Source organism: Leptospira sanjuanensis, assembly GCF_022267375.1.
Taxonomy (GTDB): domain Bacteria; phylum Spirochaetota; class Leptospiria; order Leptospirales; family Leptospiraceae; genus Leptospira; species Leptospira sanjuanensis.
Map to the genome: position 1 here is coordinate 1 of NZ_JAIZBH010000001.1, position 18,177 is coordinate 18,177.

The 18,177-nt window shown below is 42.6% G+C and carries 17 protein-coding genes; 14 read left to right on the forward strand and 3 right to left on the reverse strand.

Going from position 1 to position 18,177, the window contains the following annotated elements; genetic code table 11:
* The 8 genes from dnaA to lenA all read left to right on the forward strand — a co-directional run.
* On the forward strand, window positions 1-1,332 hold a 1,332-nt coding region (gene dnaA, locus LFX17_RS00005), incomplete at its 5' end, for a chromosomal replication initiator protein DnaA (protein ID WP_238728276.1).
* Between the two features lie 308 nt (window positions 1,333-1,640).
* A complete protein-coding gene (gene dnaN, locus LFX17_RS00010; RefSeq protein WP_238728277.1) occupies window positions 1,641-2,762 on the forward strand; it encodes a DNA polymerase III subunit beta in 1,122 nt (373 codons plus the stop codon).
* A 3-nt stretch (window positions 2,763-2,765) separates the two neighbouring features.
* Window positions 2,766-3,863: a DNA replication/repair protein RecF gene (gene recF / locus LFX17_RS00015; protein ID WP_238744552.1), complete on the forward strand. Its 1,098-nt coding sequence runs from the start codon at window positions 2,766-2,768 to the stop codon at window positions 3,861-3,863.
* Complete coding sequence (locus tag LFX17_RS00020) at window positions 3,860-4,324, forward strand: DciA family protein (RefSeq protein WP_118954503.1); 465 nt, start codon at window positions 3,860-3,862, stop codon at window positions 4,322-4,324. The genes recF and LFX17_RS00020 overlap by 4 nt, the downstream gene beginning before the upstream one ends.
* 65 nt (window positions 4,325-4,389) lie before the next feature.
* Window positions 4,390-6,315, forward strand: a complete 1,926-nt coding sequence (gene gyrB / locus LFX17_RS00025) for a DNA topoisomerase (ATP-hydrolyzing) subunit B (protein WP_238728280.1) — start codon at window positions 4,390-4,392, stop codon at window positions 6,313-6,315.
* Window positions 6,316-6,333: 18 nt separating this feature from the next.
* On the forward strand, window positions 6,334-8,838 hold the full coding sequence (gene gyrA, locus LFX17_RS00030) for a DNA gyrase subunit A (RefSeq protein ID WP_238728281.1): 2,505 nt from the start codon (window positions 6,334-6,336) through the stop codon (window positions 8,836-8,838).
* 4 nt (window positions 8,839-8,842) lie between these two features.
* A complete protein-coding gene (dusB, locus tag LFX17_RS00035) occupies window positions 8,843-9,799 on the forward strand; it encodes a tRNA dihydrouridine synthase DusB (RefSeq protein WP_238728282.1) in 957 nt (318 codons plus the stop codon).
* A gap of 233 nt (window positions 9,800-10,032) precedes the next feature.
* Window positions 10,033-10,770: a lipoprotein LenA gene (gene lenA, locus LFX17_RS00040; RefSeq protein WP_238728283.1), complete on the forward strand. Its 738-nt coding sequence runs from the start codon at window positions 10,033-10,035 to the stop codon at window positions 10,768-10,770.
* A gap of 141 nt (window positions 10,771-10,911) precedes the next feature.
* Here the strand turns inward: lenA and LFX17_RS00045 are convergent, their stop codons facing one another.
* Window positions 10,912-11,475: a lipoprotein LipL21 gene (locus tag LFX17_RS00045; RefSeq protein ID WP_118954498.1), complete on the reverse strand. Its 564-nt coding sequence runs from the start codon at window positions 11,473-11,475 to the stop codon at window positions 10,912-10,914.
* Window positions 11,476-11,613: 138 nt separating this feature from the next.
* On the opposite strand from LFX17_RS00045, the gene LFX17_RS00050 reads away from it, so the two are divergent.
* Both LFX17_RS00050 and LFX17_RS00055 read left to right on the forward strand, forming a co-directional pair.
* Window positions 11,614-13,170 (forward strand): LIC10012 family protein, encoded by a 1,557-nt coding sequence (locus LFX17_RS00050; protein ID WP_238728284.1) that lies wholly within the window; start codon window positions 11,614-11,616, stop codon window positions 13,168-13,170.
* A 15-nt stretch (window positions 13,171-13,185) separates the two neighbouring features.
* Window positions 13,186-14,079: a helix-turn-helix domain-containing protein gene (locus LFX17_RS00055; RefSeq protein ID WP_238728285.1), complete on the forward strand. Its 894-nt coding sequence runs from the start codon at window positions 13,186-13,188 to the stop codon at window positions 14,077-14,079.
* Here LFX17_RS00055 and holA read toward each other — a convergent pair.
* Window positions 14,021-15,109, reverse strand: a complete 1,089-nt coding sequence (holA, locus tag LFX17_RS00060) for a DNA polymerase III subunit delta (RefSeq protein ID WP_238744553.1) — start codon at window positions 15,107-15,109, stop codon at window positions 14,021-14,023. The two genes, LFX17_RS00055 and holA, sit on opposite strands and share 59 nt — an antisense overlap.
* An 86-nt stretch (window positions 15,110-15,195) precedes the next feature.
* On the opposite strand from holA, the gene LFX17_RS00065 reads away from it, so the two are divergent.
* The gene (locus tag LFX17_RS00065) at window positions 15,196-15,411 is read left to right on the forward strand and encodes a hypothetical protein (protein ID WP_238728287.1); all 216 of its coding nucleotides are present in this window, start codon (window positions 15,196-15,198) and stop codon (window positions 15,409-15,411) included.
* On the opposite strand, the gene LFX17_RS00070 is transcribed toward LFX17_RS00065, so the two are convergent.
* Window positions 15,402-15,965 carry a nucleoside triphosphate pyrophosphatase gene (locus LFX17_RS00070; protein ID WP_238744554.1) on the reverse strand — a complete coding sequence of 188 codons (564 nt, stop codon included), beginning with the start codon at window positions 15,963-15,965 and terminating at the stop codon, window positions 15,402-15,404. The genes LFX17_RS00065 and LFX17_RS00070 overlap by 10 nt on opposite strands.
* A gap of 60 nt (window positions 15,966-16,025) precedes the next feature.
* On the opposite strand from LFX17_RS00070, the gene LFX17_RS00075 reads away from it, so the two are divergent.
* From LFX17_RS00075 to LFX17_RS00085, 3 genes are read left to right on the forward strand one after another with little or no spacing between them, the layout of a single operon-like run.
* Complete coding sequence (locus tag LFX17_RS00075) at window positions 16,026-16,922, forward strand: hypothetical protein (RefSeq protein ID WP_238744555.1); 897 nt, start codon at window positions 16,026-16,028, stop codon at window positions 16,920-16,922.
* Window positions 16,923-16,935: 13 nt separating this feature from the next.
* Window positions 16,936-17,427, forward strand: coding sequence for a hypothetical protein (locus tag LFX17_RS00080; protein WP_406600464.1), 492 nt, complete (start codon window positions 16,936-16,938; stop codon window positions 17,425-17,427).
* 4 nt (window positions 17,428-17,431) lie between these two features.
* Entirely contained in the window at window positions 17,432-18,175 is a 744-nt protein-coding gene (locus LFX17_RS00085; RefSeq protein WP_118954490.1) for an SDR family NAD(P)-dependent oxidoreductase, read from the forward strand.
* Window positions 18,176-18,177 lie beyond the last annotated feature (2 nt).

Genomic DNA, 18,177 nt, shown 5'->3' on the forward strand with positions numbered 1-18,177 from the left:
TTATTTTTGGAGGAAGCGTTGAACCTTGTTTGGAACAAAATTTTGGAGGAAGTATCTAAAAAAATCTCTCCTCAATACTATGAACGCTTCATCGATACTCTTAAATTAGAGACGCTTAACTCAGAAAAATGTACGATCATCGCTCCTTCTGCGACGATCAAAACACACGTCGAAAGAAAATATCAAAACATCATTGAAAACGCGATCTTGGAAGCTTGCGGTGATAAGATTCCCGTAGAGATTCTAATCGAAACAAAGGCCGCTTCTCCGCTTCAAACGATTCTGGAAAAATCTTTCGATCAAAAAGACTTTCAATTCAATCCGGATTATACTTTCGAAACGTTTATCGTAGGCGATTGTAATCGCCTCGCCTTCACAGCGGCTAAAGAATGTGTGCGCAAACCCGCCGAAATCAATCCGCTGTATTTGTTCGGAAGCGTCGGAGTCGGTAAAACTCATTTACTTCACGCGATCGGTTCGGAACTTGTAAAGAAGGATCCTTGGAAAACGGTTTGTTACGTTGACATCTCATCCTTTATGAACGAGTTCCGATTTGCACTTCAATCGAGGGAACTCATTGAAAGTTTTAAGATGAAATACCAGTCTTACAACTGTCTTCTCGTAGATGACATTCAACTTCTTTCCACAAATGCGGAGAAAACGCAGGATGAATTCTTCGCTTTGTTCAACTTTCTTTTTGAAAGAAAGAGACAAATAGTGATCGCATCCGATCGCCCGAGTTCCGAGCTTGCAATCCATGAAAGATTAAAATCCAGATTTGTAACCGGGGTTCAAGCTGACATTCAATATCCGGATCGTGAGATTCGAAAAGGAATCGTAAGTCATCATTCTAAGATTATGGATCTCGGTTTGAGCGAGGATATTCTCGATTTTTTAGCGGATCAAATCGAAGAAGATACGAGACTTCTACTCGGCGCTCTCAACGATATTTATCTTTATAAAAAATCCTATTCTCTTCTTTTCCTTAACTTGGATAAGGTTAAGGAAATCGTAAAAAACCGTTTGTATCGGAAGAAGAACGTGGAGTTTTCCCACGATCGAATCATTGAATCTGTCGCAAAAGAATTCAATTTGAACGCCGCCGAAATTATGGGTAAAAGCAGAAAGAAGGAACTTATCGTTCCGCGCCATATCTGCTTTTACTTGTTGCACAGTATCTTTAAGGTGAATAAATCGCAGGTCGGAAGATTGTTCCAAACACAACATACGACCGTGATTCACGGTGTCCGCAAAGCCGAGGAACTTCTTTCCAACAATAAGGAAATGCGGTTTTTAGTGGAGCGCATCAGCTCCAAATATAAACTTCAGTAAGACCGAATTCTTTTTACGGTTCATTGTCAGTTTTATTTACTGTAAATAAACTGTTCATAAACCATAAAAATATCGAAGAAAAAGATCAATAAATCTGTAAATAAGACATAATGCAAAATTACTGTCGCTTCATAGAAGAAAATGAACAAGAATTATGTCTGAAAAGAAAATTCTCTTTTCAAAAAAAATGAGACATATTTCCGTATTCTTTAGGAATAGAAATTTATGTACATATTTACAGGTACTACTCCTACTACTGTACAATAATAAAAATCTATTTAATTAAGAAAGAATCTAGGAGAGACAAATTGAAAATCAAAGTCAATACATCGGAATTCTTAAAAGCGATTCACGCAGTGGAAGGTGTAATCTCCGCGAGAGAAATAAAATCTGTATTATCAAATCTTAAAATAGAAGCCGAAGGTAAGGAAGTATTCCTTTCCGCGACCGATCTTGAAATTTCGATTAAAACATCCGTGCCTGCCGAAGTGATGCAAGCAGGAAGTATTTCGTTACCTGCTAAACAACTTTCAAGTTTTTTCAAAACGATTCACTTCGAGGAAACCACTCTATCTTTGGAAGAATCCGACGGTGACTCTTCGATTGCTTATATCACGGACGCATCCGGTAAAAACGACTATAAATCAAAAATCAGCGGAATGGATGCGGAAGAAATCAAAACGATTTCGAAAGTGAATCCTTCTCAAGTGTCTTCCTTTCCGAGTAATTTGATAAACGACATGATCCGCAAAACATCTTATGCGATCGCGCACGAGGATCAAAGATTTATCTTTAACGGTCTTTATATGATTCCCGACGGAAATAAATTGATCTTCGTTGGAACGGACGGAAGAAGACTTTGCAAAATCGAAAGAAATCTTCCCTCTCCTTTGCAGTTCAAGGATTCCATCATCGTTCCTGCAAAAGCGATCCGTGAAATTTCCAAAATGATAGCGACCTCCGAAACCGGCAACATCGGTTTGATCGACAGTCAAATTTACGCTTCCGCAAATAACATAGAATTGTTATGTAAGCTGATCGAAGGAAACTTTCCGAATTACGAACAAGTCATTCCAAAAAGTACGAAATTCTCCACAAGCATCAATAAGGAAGAATTTCAAGTTTCTCTGAGACAAGTTTTAACCGCCGCGGAAGAACCTTCTCGTCAAGTAAGGTTGACATTCAGTAAAAACAATTTGAACTTGTTCGCTCAAACACTCGGCGCTTCGGAAGCGAGCATCAATAAACCGATCGAATATTCCGGCGACGAAGTTACGATCGCATTCAAAGGAGAATACCTCATGGATATTTTCCGTTCCATCGACGACAACGAGGTGAAGATCGAATTCTCCGATTCAAGTTCTCCCGTGATTTTCAAAGATCCTTCCGATCCGGAATTTATTTCGGTGATTATGCCGATGAAGTTGTAAGGAATGTTTTTAAAACATCTCACGCTTCAAAATTTTAGAAGTCACGAAGAACTGAGCCTGGATTTCGATTCCAGGCTTATTTTTTTTGTGGGCGATAACGGAGAAGGAAAAACGAATCTTCTCGAAGCCATTTGTATGTTGTCGTGGCTGAAAAGTTTTCGCGAGTCCGAAGATTCCAATCTGATTCGATGGGGTTCTGAGAATTATTTTCTTAGAGGAAGAATCAAGGAAAATCAAAAGGAATCCGTTTTAGAAATCGGATTTACAGCAAAACCGAGCGTTAAACGGAAATTAAAATTCAATCAGGAAGAAGTCAAAAAAAGAACCGATCTGATCGGTAAATTTATCACCGTTTTGTTGACTCCGATGGATTTGAAAATCATAGAAGGCGGTCCGGCGGAAAGAAGAAAATTCATCGACGCTTTTATATCCTCATTCGATCCGTATTATCTCGATTCCCTCCTTGAATATAATAAAATCTTAAAACACAGAAACGCTCTTTTGAAAACGGGAACTTCCGACGCTTCTCATTTGTCCATCTGGGATAAAAAGCTGATCGAAAAAGGCGTTCTGATTTTGAATAAACGGAAAGAGATCGTTGGCGAATTGAATTCGTATTATCAGACGAATCTGGATAAACTGAGCGGCGGACGGGACGGTTTGGAACTTACATACAAACCGAACGTGCGAGACGAAGCCGAGTTCTCCGAAAAAATCGGACGCAATCTCGGAAGAGATCTTCGTTTGGGTTATACCTCGGTAGGAATTCATCGAGACGATCTTTTTATAGGCACGGCGGATCGCGACATCACCGAGTTCGGTTCACAAGGTCAGAAAAGAAGTACGGTAATTGCTTTAAAAGCGGCCACGTTCAATTATTATAAAAACGTTCTAAATACGACTCCGGTTTTACTCATCGACGACGTAATTCGGGAACTCGACGTAAAACGAAGGGAATATTTCGTGGATCTTGTAATCAATGCGGGCCAAGCTTTTTTTACGACCACGGATTTGGAAGGAATTCAAGATTATGTCGGTAAACTTGAAGATCAAAAGCAGATCTTTATGATCCGTCAAGGAACGGTTCAACCCATCGAATGAAAGACGACCTCATTTCATCCAAAAAAATCGAAACGTCGGAATTCCGTTCCATCTTAAATCAGATGGGAATCACGGAGGAGAATCTTCAGGAAAAGATTTCCCTTCACACGCTTCGTAATCGTTGGAAAGAAATCGTAGGTCCGGTCTTTGCCTCTCACTCCGAAGTCAATTCGATCCAATTCGGTAAGTTGAGAATTCTCGTTTCCCATAACGCTTATAAACAAGAATTACTTTTTTTGCAGAATCGTATTCTAAGAGAGTCGGCGCGATTCCTCGGTAAAGGAACGGTTCGTTCGATCGAAATTTCCATCGGTAAACTGAGCGCTTCTTACCCTTCGTCTTCCGTGGAAACCAAGGAAAAAAAAGGCTTAGAAGGCAAAGAAGATTTAATCGCCATTCTTGAAAAAGAAACCGATCCCGAAGTTAAAAAACGCTACTTAGAGATTCTTCAATATCTTTGATAACTCGATGAATTTCCTTGCCTCCGTATGGATTTCAGGAAAACTATTCCTGAGGTCCGAAAATAATGAGCCAAGAAGAAGCAAGCTACAGCGCCGGTCAGATCAAAATTTTAGAAGGTCTAGAAGCTGTTAGAAAGCGTCCGGGGATGTATATCGGAACCCAGGATGAAACCGGACTTCACAAAATGGTCTACGAGGTAGTCGATAACTCCGTCGACGAAGCGATGGCCGGACATTGTACCGAAATTAGAATCAGCATCTTACCGGATAACATCATCGAGGTTAAGGATAACGGCCGGGGAATTCCCGTCGATATTCACCCCGATAAAAAAATATCTACGATCGAAGTCGTTATGACCATCCTTCACGCGGGCGGTAAGTTTGAAAACGACGCTTATAAAGTTTCCGGAGGTTTGCACGGGGTAGGGGTTTCCGTCGTAAACGCACTTTCCGAATATCTGGAAGTCGAAGTTCATCAGAAAGGAAAATTTTATACCCAGAAATACGAGAAAGGAGTTCCCGTTTCTCCCGTAGAAGCAAAAGGAGAATCTTCGGAAAGAGGAACGATCGTCCGCTTTAAGCCGGATTCTTCCATTTTTACCACGGTCGATTTTCAATTCGACGTTCTTTCCGCGCGGTTCAGAGAATTAGCATTTTTGAATAAAGGATTGGTTTTGATCGTGGAAGACCGCAGACGCGGTTCCGAAGGGGAGAATTTATTACGGAACGAATTTCAGTTTTCCGGCGGGATCGTTTCTTTCGTGGAACATATCAACGAAAACAAACATCCGATGCACAAGGTCATTCACTTTGAACGAAATAAAGACGATGTTTTGGCCGAAATCTCGATTCAATATTCCGAAACTTATACCGAAAACATTTTTTGTTTTACCAATAACATCAACAATAACCTGGGTGGAACCCACCTAGAAGGATTTCGCGCAGCGCTCACGAGAACGTTAAACGACTTCTTAAAAAAAGATACGGTTCTTTCCAAAAAGCACCCGACCGGTCTTTCGGGCGAGGACGTAAAGGAAGGTTTAACCGCGGTTATCTCGATTAAGATCCCTCAGCCTCAGTTCAATTCTCAGACGAAAGAGAAGCTGGTAAACGCGGAGATCAAAGGGATTATGCAAACCTTGAGTTCGGAAGGTTTGACTTTGTTCTTTGAGGAAAATCCGAACATCACAAAAAAGATATTAGAAAAATGTATTCTTTCCGCAAAGGCCAGAGAAGCCGCTCGTAAAGCGCGAGACTTGACCCGAAGAAAAACGGTTCTCGAAGGAGGGGGGCTTCCCGGTAAACTTGCGGATTGTTCCGAAAAAGATCCCGCTCTTTCGGAGATTTATCTGGTCGAGGGTGATTCCGCAGGCGGTTCCGCTAAACAAGGAAGAGATCGAAACACACAGGCGATTCTTCCTCTCAAAGGAAAAATTCTCAACGTAGAAAAAGCGAGATTGGACAAGATTCTTTCCAGTGAAGAAATTCGAGTCTTGGTTTCCGCTTTGGGAACGGGAATCGGCGAGGACGAATTCAACATCGATAAAATCCGTTATCATAAAATCATGATTATGACCGACGCGGATATCGACGGATCACACATTCGCACGCTTCTACTTACATTCTTTTTCCGTTATATGCGTCCTGTGATCGAAAAGGGGTATCTCTATGTAGCACAGCCGCCTTTATATCTGATCAAACACGGTAAGAATTCGACTTACGTTTACTCGGATAAAGAAAAAGAGGAATTATTAAAAACGGTCGGAACGGAAAAGGTAGTCATTCAGCGATACAAAGGTCTCGGTGAAATGAATCCGGAACAACTCTGGGAAACTACGATGGATCCTTCCAATCGGGTCGTACTGAAAGTAAAGTTGGATGATTTCGTGGAAGCGGAAGAGACGTTCAACATTCTGATGGGCGACGAAGTTCAACCGAGAAAGCAGTTCATCGAAGTCAATGCGGCTAAAGTCGCAAACTTGGATCTTTGATCCGAAGGGAATTTCGAAATGAGTCAAGAGATGGAAAACGAAACAAAAGTCCTGAGTTATAATATCGCCGGAAAACCAGATATCGCTGATGCGTTGAAAAACGGCGTACGTGTTATTCCCGTAGAAATCGAAGATCAAATGAAAGAAGCATATCTCGGATATGCGATGTCCGTGATCGTCGGCCGTGCGCTCCCAGACGTGAGAGACGGTTTAAAACCGGTTCACAGAAGAATTCTTCACGCAATGAACGAACGCGCATGGAGAAGCGATCGTCCTTACGTTAAGTGCGCTAAGATCGTGGGGGAAGTGATCGGTAACTACCACCCGCACGGGGACGCTTCGGTTTACGAAGCCCTTGTAAGAATGGTGCAGGATTTTTCTTTGCGCGTTCCTTTGATCGACGGACAAGGAAACTTCGGTTCGATCGACGGTGATAACCCGGCGGCTTACCGATATACGGAAGCTCGATTAGAAAAGGTTGCGGAAGAATTATTACGCGACATCGAAAAGGAAACGGTAAGCTTCTCGCCTAACTATGATGATACGAAACAGCAGCCGGATGTTCTTCCCGCAAACTTTCCGAACCTACTCGTAAACGGTTCTTCCGGAATCGCGGTGGGAATGGCGACGAATATTCCTCCGCACAATCTGAAGGAGACGATCGACGCGGTGATCGCGGTGATTCGTAATCCGGAAATTACGATTCCAGAAATTTTGAAAATCATTCCCGGCCCTGACTTCCCGACTTCCGGAATCATCATCGGCGGAGAAGGTTTGATTTCCGCCTATACGACCGGAAAAGGTTCCATTCGAATCCGCTCCAAAGTTGAGATAGAAGAGAAGAAAAACGGAAGAGAAGTGATCGTAGTCACCGAAATTCCGTATCAGGTAAACAAGAAAGTTCTTCTGGAAAAAATCGGTGATCTTGTTAACGAAAAACAGATCGAAGGAATTTCCGAAATTCTGGATCTTTCGGATCGGAAAGGGATTCGAGTCGAAATTCATATTAAAAAAGACGCAAATGCTCAGGTCATTCTCAATCAGCTTTATAAGATGACCCAACTTCAGGTGAGTTACGGAATCACGATGCTCGCGATTCTTGATAACAAACCTAAGATTTTTAATATTAAAGAAATCTTAACTGCTTACGCAGCACACCGACGAGAAGTAATCGTAAGAAGAACTCAATTCGATCTTGATAAAGCGGAAAAACGCGCTCATATTTTGGAAGGATTGAAGATCGCTCTCGAAAATATCGAAGAAGTGATCAAGGTAATTCGCGCTTCCAAAAATCCGCCGGAAGCGAAACAACAATTGATGATCCGATTCAGTCTTTCCGAAGTTCAATCGGACGCGATCTTGGAAATGAGATTGCAAAGACTTACATCTCTCGAAGTTCAAAAGATCATCGACGAATTGGAAGAAGTAAGAGCATTGATCGTGGACTTAAAGGATATTCTCGCGAAACCTTCTCGCGTAAACGAAATCGTTTGCACCGAACTGCAAGAAGTCGGCGATAAATACGGAAACAAAAGAAAAACCGAAATCTCCATTGAAAGTATCGAAAGTTCTTCGTTTAACGCGGAAGACTTGATAGCGGACGAAGAAATCGTAATACAAATCACGTACGATCAGTTCATCAAACGTCTTCCGATCGATACGTTCAAACGGCAAAAACGCGGCGGAAAGGGAATCCAAGGCCTTTCTCAAAAACGAGACGACGTCATTAAAATCATGAAGGCCGCGATGACTCACGATAGCATCATGTTCTTTTCGAATATCGGAAAAGTTTACGTGATGAAAGCTTATGAGTTGCCGATCGCGTCCAAAGAAGCGCGTGGAAAATCGCTCAAAGCGATCATCAATCTGAGAGAAGATGAATACGTTTCTTCCGTGTTTACATTCCGCGAAGAGGATATGGAAAAGGATCTTCTTCTCGTCACAAGACGCGGTTTTATTAAACGAATTCAGCTGAAAGAGTTTTCCAACGTAAAAAAATCCGGCATTATCGCGATCGGACTCAGGGACGGAGATGACTTGATCAAAGTGGAAGCGATCGAAGACAAGGACGAAGTTATGATCTTCTCCAGAAAAGGATTGGCGCTTCGTATCGAAGGGAATAGCATTCGAGCGCAGGGAAGAACCGCAAGCGGCGTTACCGGTATGAGACTCTCGGAAGACGACGCGATCGTAGGGCTTAGCAAGTTCAAAGAAGGAGAGGATATTTTCGTCGTCTCCGAAGAAGGTTACGGAAAACGGCTCGGCTTCGAAGAGTTCGCCGCAAAAGGAAGAGGCGGTAAGGGAATGGCCTATCTCAAAGTTACCGATAAAAACGGATTCTCGGTTGGAACCGGTTCCGTCGGAAGCGAAGACGAAATCATCCTGATTACTCAACAAGGAATGACCATCCGAATCAACGCATTCGATATTTCTAAATTAGGTAGAACCGCTGTCGGCGTACGGATCGTGGACTTGAAGGACAACGATAAGGTGCAAGATTTTACGGTTCTCGGAGAAAGTTAATCCTATGATTCAAGTCGGAAACGTCTCGATCCCGGGGAGAATTTCTCTTTCTCCCATGGCGGGAATTTCCGATTCTCCGACGCGCAAAATCTGTAGAGAATTCGGCGCTGCATTCTCTTATACGGAATTCGTAAATACGGACGAAATCGTTCACCGCGCACCGAAGGCGCTGAAGATGTTTCGTTTTGATCCGGAGGAACGTCCGGTTACGTTTCAAATTTTCGGCAATCGTTTGGAGATCATCGCCGAAGCCGCTGAAATCATCCAAGAATTACGGCCGGACATCATCGATTTGAATATGGGTTGTTCCACTCGTAAAGTTTCTCTGCGAGGAGCAGGCGCGGGACTTCTTCGTAGACCCGTGTTAGCCGGAAAGATCATCGAAGCGATGAAAAAACGCGTGAGCGTTCCGGTCACCGCAAAGATTCGAATCGGCTGGGATTCCGAAAATCGCAATTACGTGGAAGTCGCAAAAATTCTCCAAGAATCGGGAGCGGATGCGCTAACGGTTCACGGCCGTACAAAAGAAATGGCTTATACCGGTTTGGCGGATTGGAATGCGATCGCCGAAGTAAAAACGAACGTAAAGATTCCCGTTTTCGGAAACGGAGACATCAAAAGTTTCGAGGAAGCGAATTTTAAAATCAAAGAATACGGTGTCGACGGAGTTTTGATCGGAAGAAACGCGATCGGGAATCCTTGGATTTTTTCCGAAATCAAAAAAGAAGATTTGTCCTGGAACGAAATCTCCGCCGTGATTTTAAAACACCTCGGTTGGATGGTCGAAGACTTCGGAGAAGAATTCGGTCTTGTTCTATTTCGAAAACATCTCGTGAAATATTTATCCGGTCTTGAATTCAATCCTTCCTGGAAATCCGAATTGCTGGAACTTAAGGAATGGAATCGTTTCGAAGACGTTCTACTTTCCGACAAAAGACGCAACGCATTTATTGGCGTGTAAGTCATCGCAAAAAGAAGGGCGTTGCCGCTTCGCGGCCGGGCTCTCCGTAAACTCGGCAATCTCTCTGCGGGTCGAATCGCAGAGGTCAAGTTATTGTTTCGACCGATCGTTGCTGCTTTTCCTATTCAGAAATAACGTGACCCCGCATGGATCTCTTAACGCAGGGGAGCGAACATTCTTCTTGACTAAATTCTCCGCGAGCTTAAAAACTTCGAGAAACGGAGAAACGCTGTATGAAACAAATAAAGTTCTTCTTACTTCTTTCTTTTGCATTGCTGATCATGATCGGATGTAAAAAGGAAGAAAAGAAGCAGGAAGCGCAAATCTTAGGAACCCGATTTGCGAATTTCGATCAGTGGATTTATAAAGTCCCTGGTTCGGATAAAAAGGAAGATCAAGTCAGTCTTGTTTACGGAATGGAAGAAGTAACCGGTTTGGAAACCGTCGATGCTGAAGTCGCAACGAAGAAAGGAACGTCCACCGTAACATTCATCAAAGTCAAAACCGTAGAAAACAAAGAAGGGTATGCGCCCGTTAAGAATTTCTCCGAAAACGTTTATTTCGTTCTGAACGACTCGGATGACGCATTTGTAAAACCGACTATTACGGCAAATACGAAAGGCAAGCTAAAACGAGGAATGTATTGTTTGGAACAGGAAGTCATCGGAGAATTTTCCAAAGTGACTTGTTACGATTCCATTTTGACGGAAGATAAGCTAAGCAATTACTACGACGTTTGGATCAAAACGGTATCCGCTTCTTTAAGCAAGGACGCTCTTTTGGGAGAAACGGTTAAACTTCTGAAAAAATCCAGCCAGGAGCTTTCCAGATATAACTCCGTTTCGGACGAGGAAAAGAATAAGATCATCCAAGTTGCGACTGAATCTTTGAAAAAGGCAGCGTTAAAACAGGATGAATTCAACGCGGATGTGAACACCCTTGCCGCAAAGTTCGGGATCGTTCTTCAGTAATTAAACCTTCTGCCGATTGAGGTTTCAGAAAAACCTCAATGAAACGTTTCTGATTTTTGCTAGATCCTTCACCAAGAAATAAAAAACCCCGCTGTTGAGGCGGGGTTTGTAAGCAAAATAAGCTTTTTATAACTCAGCTTATTATTGTTTGTTGGAAACCTCTTGTGCTTTCGCAACGAGAGCGTCTTTTCCACCAGGAAATTTTGCGTAAATTACGCACTGACATTCTTCCCAGTTGTCTTTAGAAATGTCTTTTGGATCGGATCCGGAACCCGTTGCTTTACACTCGTAAACCCCAACTCCTTTTACAACACCTTGAGATTGAGAAACGATTACGGATGCAGTTGCTTCACCATCGGATACTCCGGAAGCTGCTTCTACGGTTTCACCAACCATCTTTTTCACAACGTCAGACGCACCTTGAAGTCTGGAAGCTTCGCGGCAGGTTGATTGCATCATAGCCTGGCTTTTCTTAGCTACAGCTTTAGCGGATGCTCTGGAGGAAAATTTAATATAGTACCAGTCTTTTGGATTAGTATCTCTTGGTGTTTTTCCGTCGTTTCTTTGTTCTGGAGGTCCACCCCATCCTTCGAATGTCCAACCACCATCACCTACAGAAGTTGCGTCTTTTTGTCCGGTGTCAGTGCTGGAGCAAGCTGCAAAAATCATAGTTGCTACAGATAGAGCGATAAGTCTATTGATCATTATTTTCTCCTTGATCTACTAAATGAAAAAAACTAATACTTCACGGAGTTTATGCAACTCATTTTTTAATGAGTTGCTTTGAATCGAGGAATTCTCATATTAAATTATAAAACCGATTTGCGACGCACTAAGTCATCCATGTTCAGAAATTTATTTTTTTTTCTATGTTTCGTGACTCAACCGCTCTTCTCCACGAGTATAATTTTCCTTCCGGGTAAGGTGGACGGAAATTTGCCGGCGACTTTGGAAAGAATCGACGACAGATCGCAAGAAATTTCCAAATTTGGCGCGTTTTACGCAAACTTGCTTTTGCGAGCAAAGGTTGATACGACGGAAAGAATACCGGATAAGGAAATTTTTAACAAATTTAGAAACGCTCGTTTCGGTAAAGAAGACTTCTATAGAGTTTGTTCCGAGATCCGTGCGGACTTTTTAGTTCGGGATGAAATTGCTTTCCAAAACAATATCTCTTTGGATCGCGTCGTCTACAATTGTGCACAAAAGCAATTGGATGAACTTCATCTTACGGAAAAAAACGATCTTTTCTATTTAATGCGATCCATGACGGAACGCTCCTTTCCCTGGATTCCCGCTAAAAAAAGGCAAATTTCGAATTCTTCGTCTAAACAAATTTCAAAAGAATTTATTTTCGTAATCGATCTTTCCCCTTCGTTTCAAAGAGAAAGAGAGGAACTGATTCAGTTTATAAAAAACGCGTCTTGGGATTCGATGACCGGAATTCGGATCGTTACGTTCGGAGAAGGAAAAGTTTCGATTCTTCCGAAAGCGACATCATTGAACGACCTTCGCTCTCAAATTGCAGGTTTAAAATCATTCGGAAAAACCAGCTTGGAAGATCTATCCGAAGCGCTTTTGAGTGTGCGAAGAACATTATTGCAGTCTGGAAATAAATTTCAAGGCGTTCACGACATAATCATATTAACGAATGCAAAAGGAAAAATTCCGAATCCTACATTGTCGTCCGCAATTCAAGACCTACAATCCTCAGGTTACGGAATCAAGGTATTCACCGCTCCCTATTTTTCGGTTATGCAAACTCAGTTTTACAAAGGAATTCTATCGAAAGGAAATTTCTTCGATATTACGTACTTCCGACGCGTCAGTACCGCAAAGGATTCCAAAACCCTGCTTTTCCGGGGAAGACAGATCTACTATACATATGCGGACGTAACATCGAGTCAAACGGTCGCAGAATCTTCTTTGAATAAGGTTTCGTATTCGGGTAAATATGCGGAATCCGAATCGATCAACCCTTTGAATTTTACCGAAATCTATTCCGATCTGACCGGAGAGAAAATTCTCGCTGCAGAACCTTTGCAGGACAATCTTTCCTTTTTGCTTTCCCAAGCTGTGTTTAAGGATGAATCTAAGAGCGAAGGCGGCGCCGAAGTTTTGGTAAAATCGGGGGAAAAAGCGTTTTGGATTTCGTTGCCGATGGGATTAAAGGCGCCGCAGGTCGACGAACAGATCGCATATCTGACGACTTATGTTCCATCAGGAGGTTCCGTAGACGGAGTTTCGAACGTTGCGAATCTAACCGAAACGTATAAGACTTCTCCCTCTCAAATTCTGGAATGTACGCCGATTCAAGTAAGAAATTATTTTCAGAATACGAATAAAAGTTCTTTCGATTGTATAGTCCGAGGTAAAGTTCTCCAGGTCAAAGGATTATAAACTTTTTGTAGGATCATGGATTCCGAAGAACACATTTTTATCAGCAATGCTTCGAATTCGATTAAGATCTTGAATCGACTCAAGTCGTTGTCTCAGAATAAAATGCCCCTCTTTGTAACGGGAGGTCCGGGCAGCGGTAAAACCTTTGTTTCTTCTTTGATCGCGAATCTATCCGGTGAAAATCCAAAAGTTGTCGTTTTCGATTGCGAAAGCGTTGAAACCGAAGCTGCGTTGAATTCGATTCTTTCCGACGATCAAAACACTTACTTCGTTTTAAAAGACCTCCACGATTTCCCGAAAGAACTTCAGGCATTTTTGCTAAAGCGACTGCGTGAAAACCGATCCAATTCGCGCTTTATCTTCCTGTCCGGCAAAGAATGGAAACAGAAACTGGATGCGGGACAAATCCTCGAATCCCTCTACTTTGAAATTTCCAATTTCCGTTTGGATCTTCCCGATCTGCGTGAACGAAAAGAGGACATTCCCCTTTTGATTAAACACTTTCTCGAAACTCTTTCCGAAAAATACAAACGGAAGGAAGTTCGTCTCAGTGAAAAACTAGTTCAGCTTTTACTAAACTACGATTTTCCGGGAAACGTTCGCCAATTGAAGAATCTTTTGGAAAGTATGGTTTCTTTGTTTGCGGTCCGGGTTCTGGACGTAAAACATCTTCCGCCGCAAATGTTCGAAACCTCCTATGTTTATCCCGAGTTCATCGAAGTCAAAACGGGAATTCCTTTGAGGGATTACGAACGGGAAATCATCAAAAAGAATCTTATCCTTGTTAACGGAAACCGTGAAAAGGCCGCAAGAATTCTCGGGATTTCGGAAAGGACGATTTACAGAAAGATTATAGAATTCGGTCTTTCCGGCGAAGCTGAAGGAAAAAATCCTCCATCCGTCGATTGAAATAAAATTCCGCCCCTTCCTTTTCCGAACCGGTCTTGATTCGGATGTTCATCTCTATCATAAAATCATAAAGTTCTCCGATGATCTTATCGGAAAAGAAAGTCGCTTCTTTTCGAAGACGATTCCGTACGAAATTCTTCCTTGCGGGACTGTAGGATTGAATATCGAGGTATTCGTAAAATTCTTCGTCCGAAAGAGTCGATTCGTACTTTTTCGAAATGATTTTGTATTTGCGGAGCTGATCGATTCTTTCCTTTAAGAGCATAAAAAACAGCAGTAACGAATCTTTCCCGCTTTGAAATTTTCTCAATTCTTTGAAAAAACGAATCCGATCGGATTCCATAAAAAAATCCACAAGCCCGGAAGAATTGAATTCTCCGCTGAATAATAAAACGTCTTCTACGTCCTGTTTGGTGAAGGTTTTTTTTACGAGATAGAGTTTGAGTTTGGAAAGAGATTGGAGATACGCGCCCATCGAAGGAGGAATTTTATGAAGAAACTCGTCCATCGCGTCTTCGTCGAGTTGAACTCCGATTTCCTTACAAGCCTGTAATAAGCCGCCTCGAGTTTCGTTCGGATAAAAATTTTTCGTTTTAATCAGATTCGCTTTTCCACCGAAGATCTGCAAAACCTTGCTTGGAACTTCCCAGTGGTTGTAGTGAACCAAAAGTTGGATCGAATCCGGAAAGTTCGAAAATTGTTTTTGAAGCGATTCGTTGTTCTTTCCTTTACCGCCGGAGATCGGTTTAAAAAATTCCAATCCCGATTTGATGATGAATAATTTCCGGTTCGAAAACATATCCAAGTTGAACGCTTCGGATTGAAATCGTTCAAAGTCGCCCGGCTCGGAAACGAAAATTACGATCTCGAACGGTTCGCCCGTTTTACGGATCGCTTCCTTATACTTCTCCGCAAGAATTTCGAACTCATAGGATTCTTTCGCTGCGACGAAAACGATCTGCGGCAACGCTTTCGAAAATTCGTGCAGGAATTCTATGGAATTTTTATATTCTTTGGTTTTGGTCGCCATTCTGTTAAAGCCGGAAATCGTTTCGGTTCTCTAAAAAATCCGAAGAATCGATTAAGCTGTCGGATCGATTCTCCGAAGATTAGAATATGAATATCAGTTCCGGAGTCCAGAGGATTTCTTTTCCGAACGAGGCTTTGACGTACGTCAGCCCGGCTCGTATGGGTGGAAAAGTGCAGGCCGTGGAACCGGTGCGTCGAGAGGATTTCGTAGCAGACCGTAGTTTTCCAGGAAAGAATCTAGCTTCTCCGCCGAAAGTCGATCAGCCCACAACCCGCGGGAGTTTGATCGACTTTTACGCGTGATTTCCTTTTAAATATTTCTTCCAAAGCTCGTGGTATTGAAAGAACATTCGGATCGGAAAACCGAGGATGTTCGTATACGATCCTTCAAAACCGAAAACCGGTCCTTCCTTATCTTGAACCCCGTAACTTCCTGCCTTATCAAACGGAGAATACGTTTGGATGTAGTTTCGGATTTGATCGTTGTTCCAAGTATGAAATTGAACTCGGGAAGAATCGAACGCGAATTGTTCAAGTCCTCGATCGTAAATTCCTAAACCCGAATAAACCAGATGCGATTTGCCGGAAAGTCTTCCGAGCATTTCCATCGCTTCGGAAACGTTTTCGGGTTTCTGGAGAATTCGATTGTCTAGGACGACGATCGTATCGCAGGAAATCAAAAGCTCGTTTTCGGAACGAGTTCCTAACTTTGCCAATGAGATTCGTTTGAGATATTCGAGAGGACTTTCGCCTTCGAACGCGGTTTCATCCACGTCCTCCGGTTCGACCCTAAAATCAAGATCCAAAGATTCCAGGACATATTTTCTACGCGGGGACCTGGATCTGAGAACGATCATAGATCCACAGTTTGAGAAAAGCCTTGCTTTGCACCCGTTTTCCTGTCGATATTGGTAAGGATGAAAAAGAATCGGCTTACTTCCCGGATGAAACTCGGATTCGCATTATTTCTAACCGTTCTTACTTGTAACATTTCGATTTTTGCGCAAACCGCTTCGATTGAAACGAAGGATCCGAAAGACAAACAAAAGATTCAATCCGATCGAGAATTGATTGAAACCGGAAAGCTCGAATCGATTCGAAAAAAAGCGTATCTCGGTTTGAAAGGAATCCGCATTTCTCTCTTGAACTTCGGTAAAAAGCAGGATTTGGATAAACTTGCTTCCGACTACGGTCAGGCAGAAACTTTGTACATCAAAGCTGAATATGGAAATGCTACCACCGCGTTTGAAAACATCTTTAAAACGATCGTTCCTTTGGAAGAAACAATTCGCAAGGATTACGAAAATAGAACGATTCAACTCGGTCAGGAATTGGCTCCTCAAATCGTAGCGATTCGATTGGACGGAAAAAACAAAAATCGTGCGATTCTTCCCGTATTAGAAAAATATTATGTTCGTTTCGGGGAAACTTCCAAAACCTCTACAAAAGAGTTGGAAAAGGGAGAACGAACAGCGGCGCTTTACTATCAAAAACAATCGCTTCTGGCTTTATATCAGGCTAAAATTCTTTTGGGAAAAAGCGAAGATTCTACGCTTTCACTTTCCGATAAGATTTCCAAAAACAGGATTCTCGATACGGATTATCTCAAATCGGAAGAATTGATTTACTGGGACGACGCGGAAGGACGATTGAATTCCGAAGCGGAAGAAGAAAGAAAAAAGGACAGAGTAAAAACACTCAAATCCTACGAATGGAGATTGGGCATTTCCGCAGGAAAACTGCAAAAGGAGAATGAGTCGAAAAATTCCGATTCTCCCCAAAATCCAGCCGCTCCGAATAAAACAAAACCTTAATATTGCAACGGTCATGATGATTCTTTCGCGCTTTAATAAAATTCCGGTTCTTCTGTTGATTCTTTTTACGTTCTCTTCCTGTCGAAGAGGAAGTTTCGATCGAGTTAAAGAATCCGCGTTCCAATATTTCTGTAAGGAATATCTTCTGTTCTGCGATAAGATCATCACCAAGATCGATATGTTCGATTGTGATCCGTTACACAACACGTATGAAAGCGACGGAACGCATTACGTCAATCGGGACGTTCTCGTCGACGATCTCACGATCGAAAAAGAGGAAAAAGGAACTGAAATCTTCGATCCGTATTCGGAAAAAAAACCTAAAAAAGAAAAAACAAAGGACACAAGTTCGGACTTCGGAAAAAATATTCGAATCGATTCCCGGAAACTCATCCGTACGTTCGATACGGAACGGGGAAAAAAACCATCGATTGAAAACGGCGGCGAATCCATCGAAGAAATCCGGCCTTGTTATCCGGTAAAACCAAACTACAATCAGGAGTGATCCATTGAGCGATTTATTCAACGTTAAAGGCAAAACGGTTCTCGTAACCGGATCCACTCGCGGGATCGGAAGACATTTCGCGGAAGGTTTTAAAAATGCGGGAGCGATCGTTTACGGAACCGGTTCTTCGGAAGAATCCATCAAAAAATTCGAAGGCTCCGGAATCAAAGGGTTTGCGGCCGATATTCGTCAACCGGATGTGATGGCTCCGATCATCGAATCGATCGTAAAAGAACACGGCAAACTCGACGTGTTGGTGAATAACGCCGGGATCGCATCCAATAAACCCGCCGCCTTTTTAAAAGAAGACGAGATCGAATCCATCATTCAAACCAACTTTACCGGCGTGTTTCGAGCTTGTGCGGCTTACTACAAGATTCATAAAAAAAAGGGCGGGAATATTATCAATATTGCATCTATTCTAGGAATGAGAGGAACCAAATTCGCTTCGGTATATTCCGGAACGAAAGGCGCAGTGATCAATATGACGCGCGCGCTTGCGGTCGAGTGGATCGGCTCCGGTTATCGTGTGAATGCGATTTGTCCGGGTTTTATCGACACGGATATGACCGAGATGATTAAAGAAAAACCCGATGTAATGGAACAAATGTTGAACGCGATCCCGATGGGAAGGCTCGGAAAACCGGAGGATCTGGTCGGAGCCGCGATTTATTTTGCGAGCGACGCTTCTGCGTATGTTACCGGACAAACAATCGTCGTCGACGGGGGAATCACCGCCGGGCTTTGAAG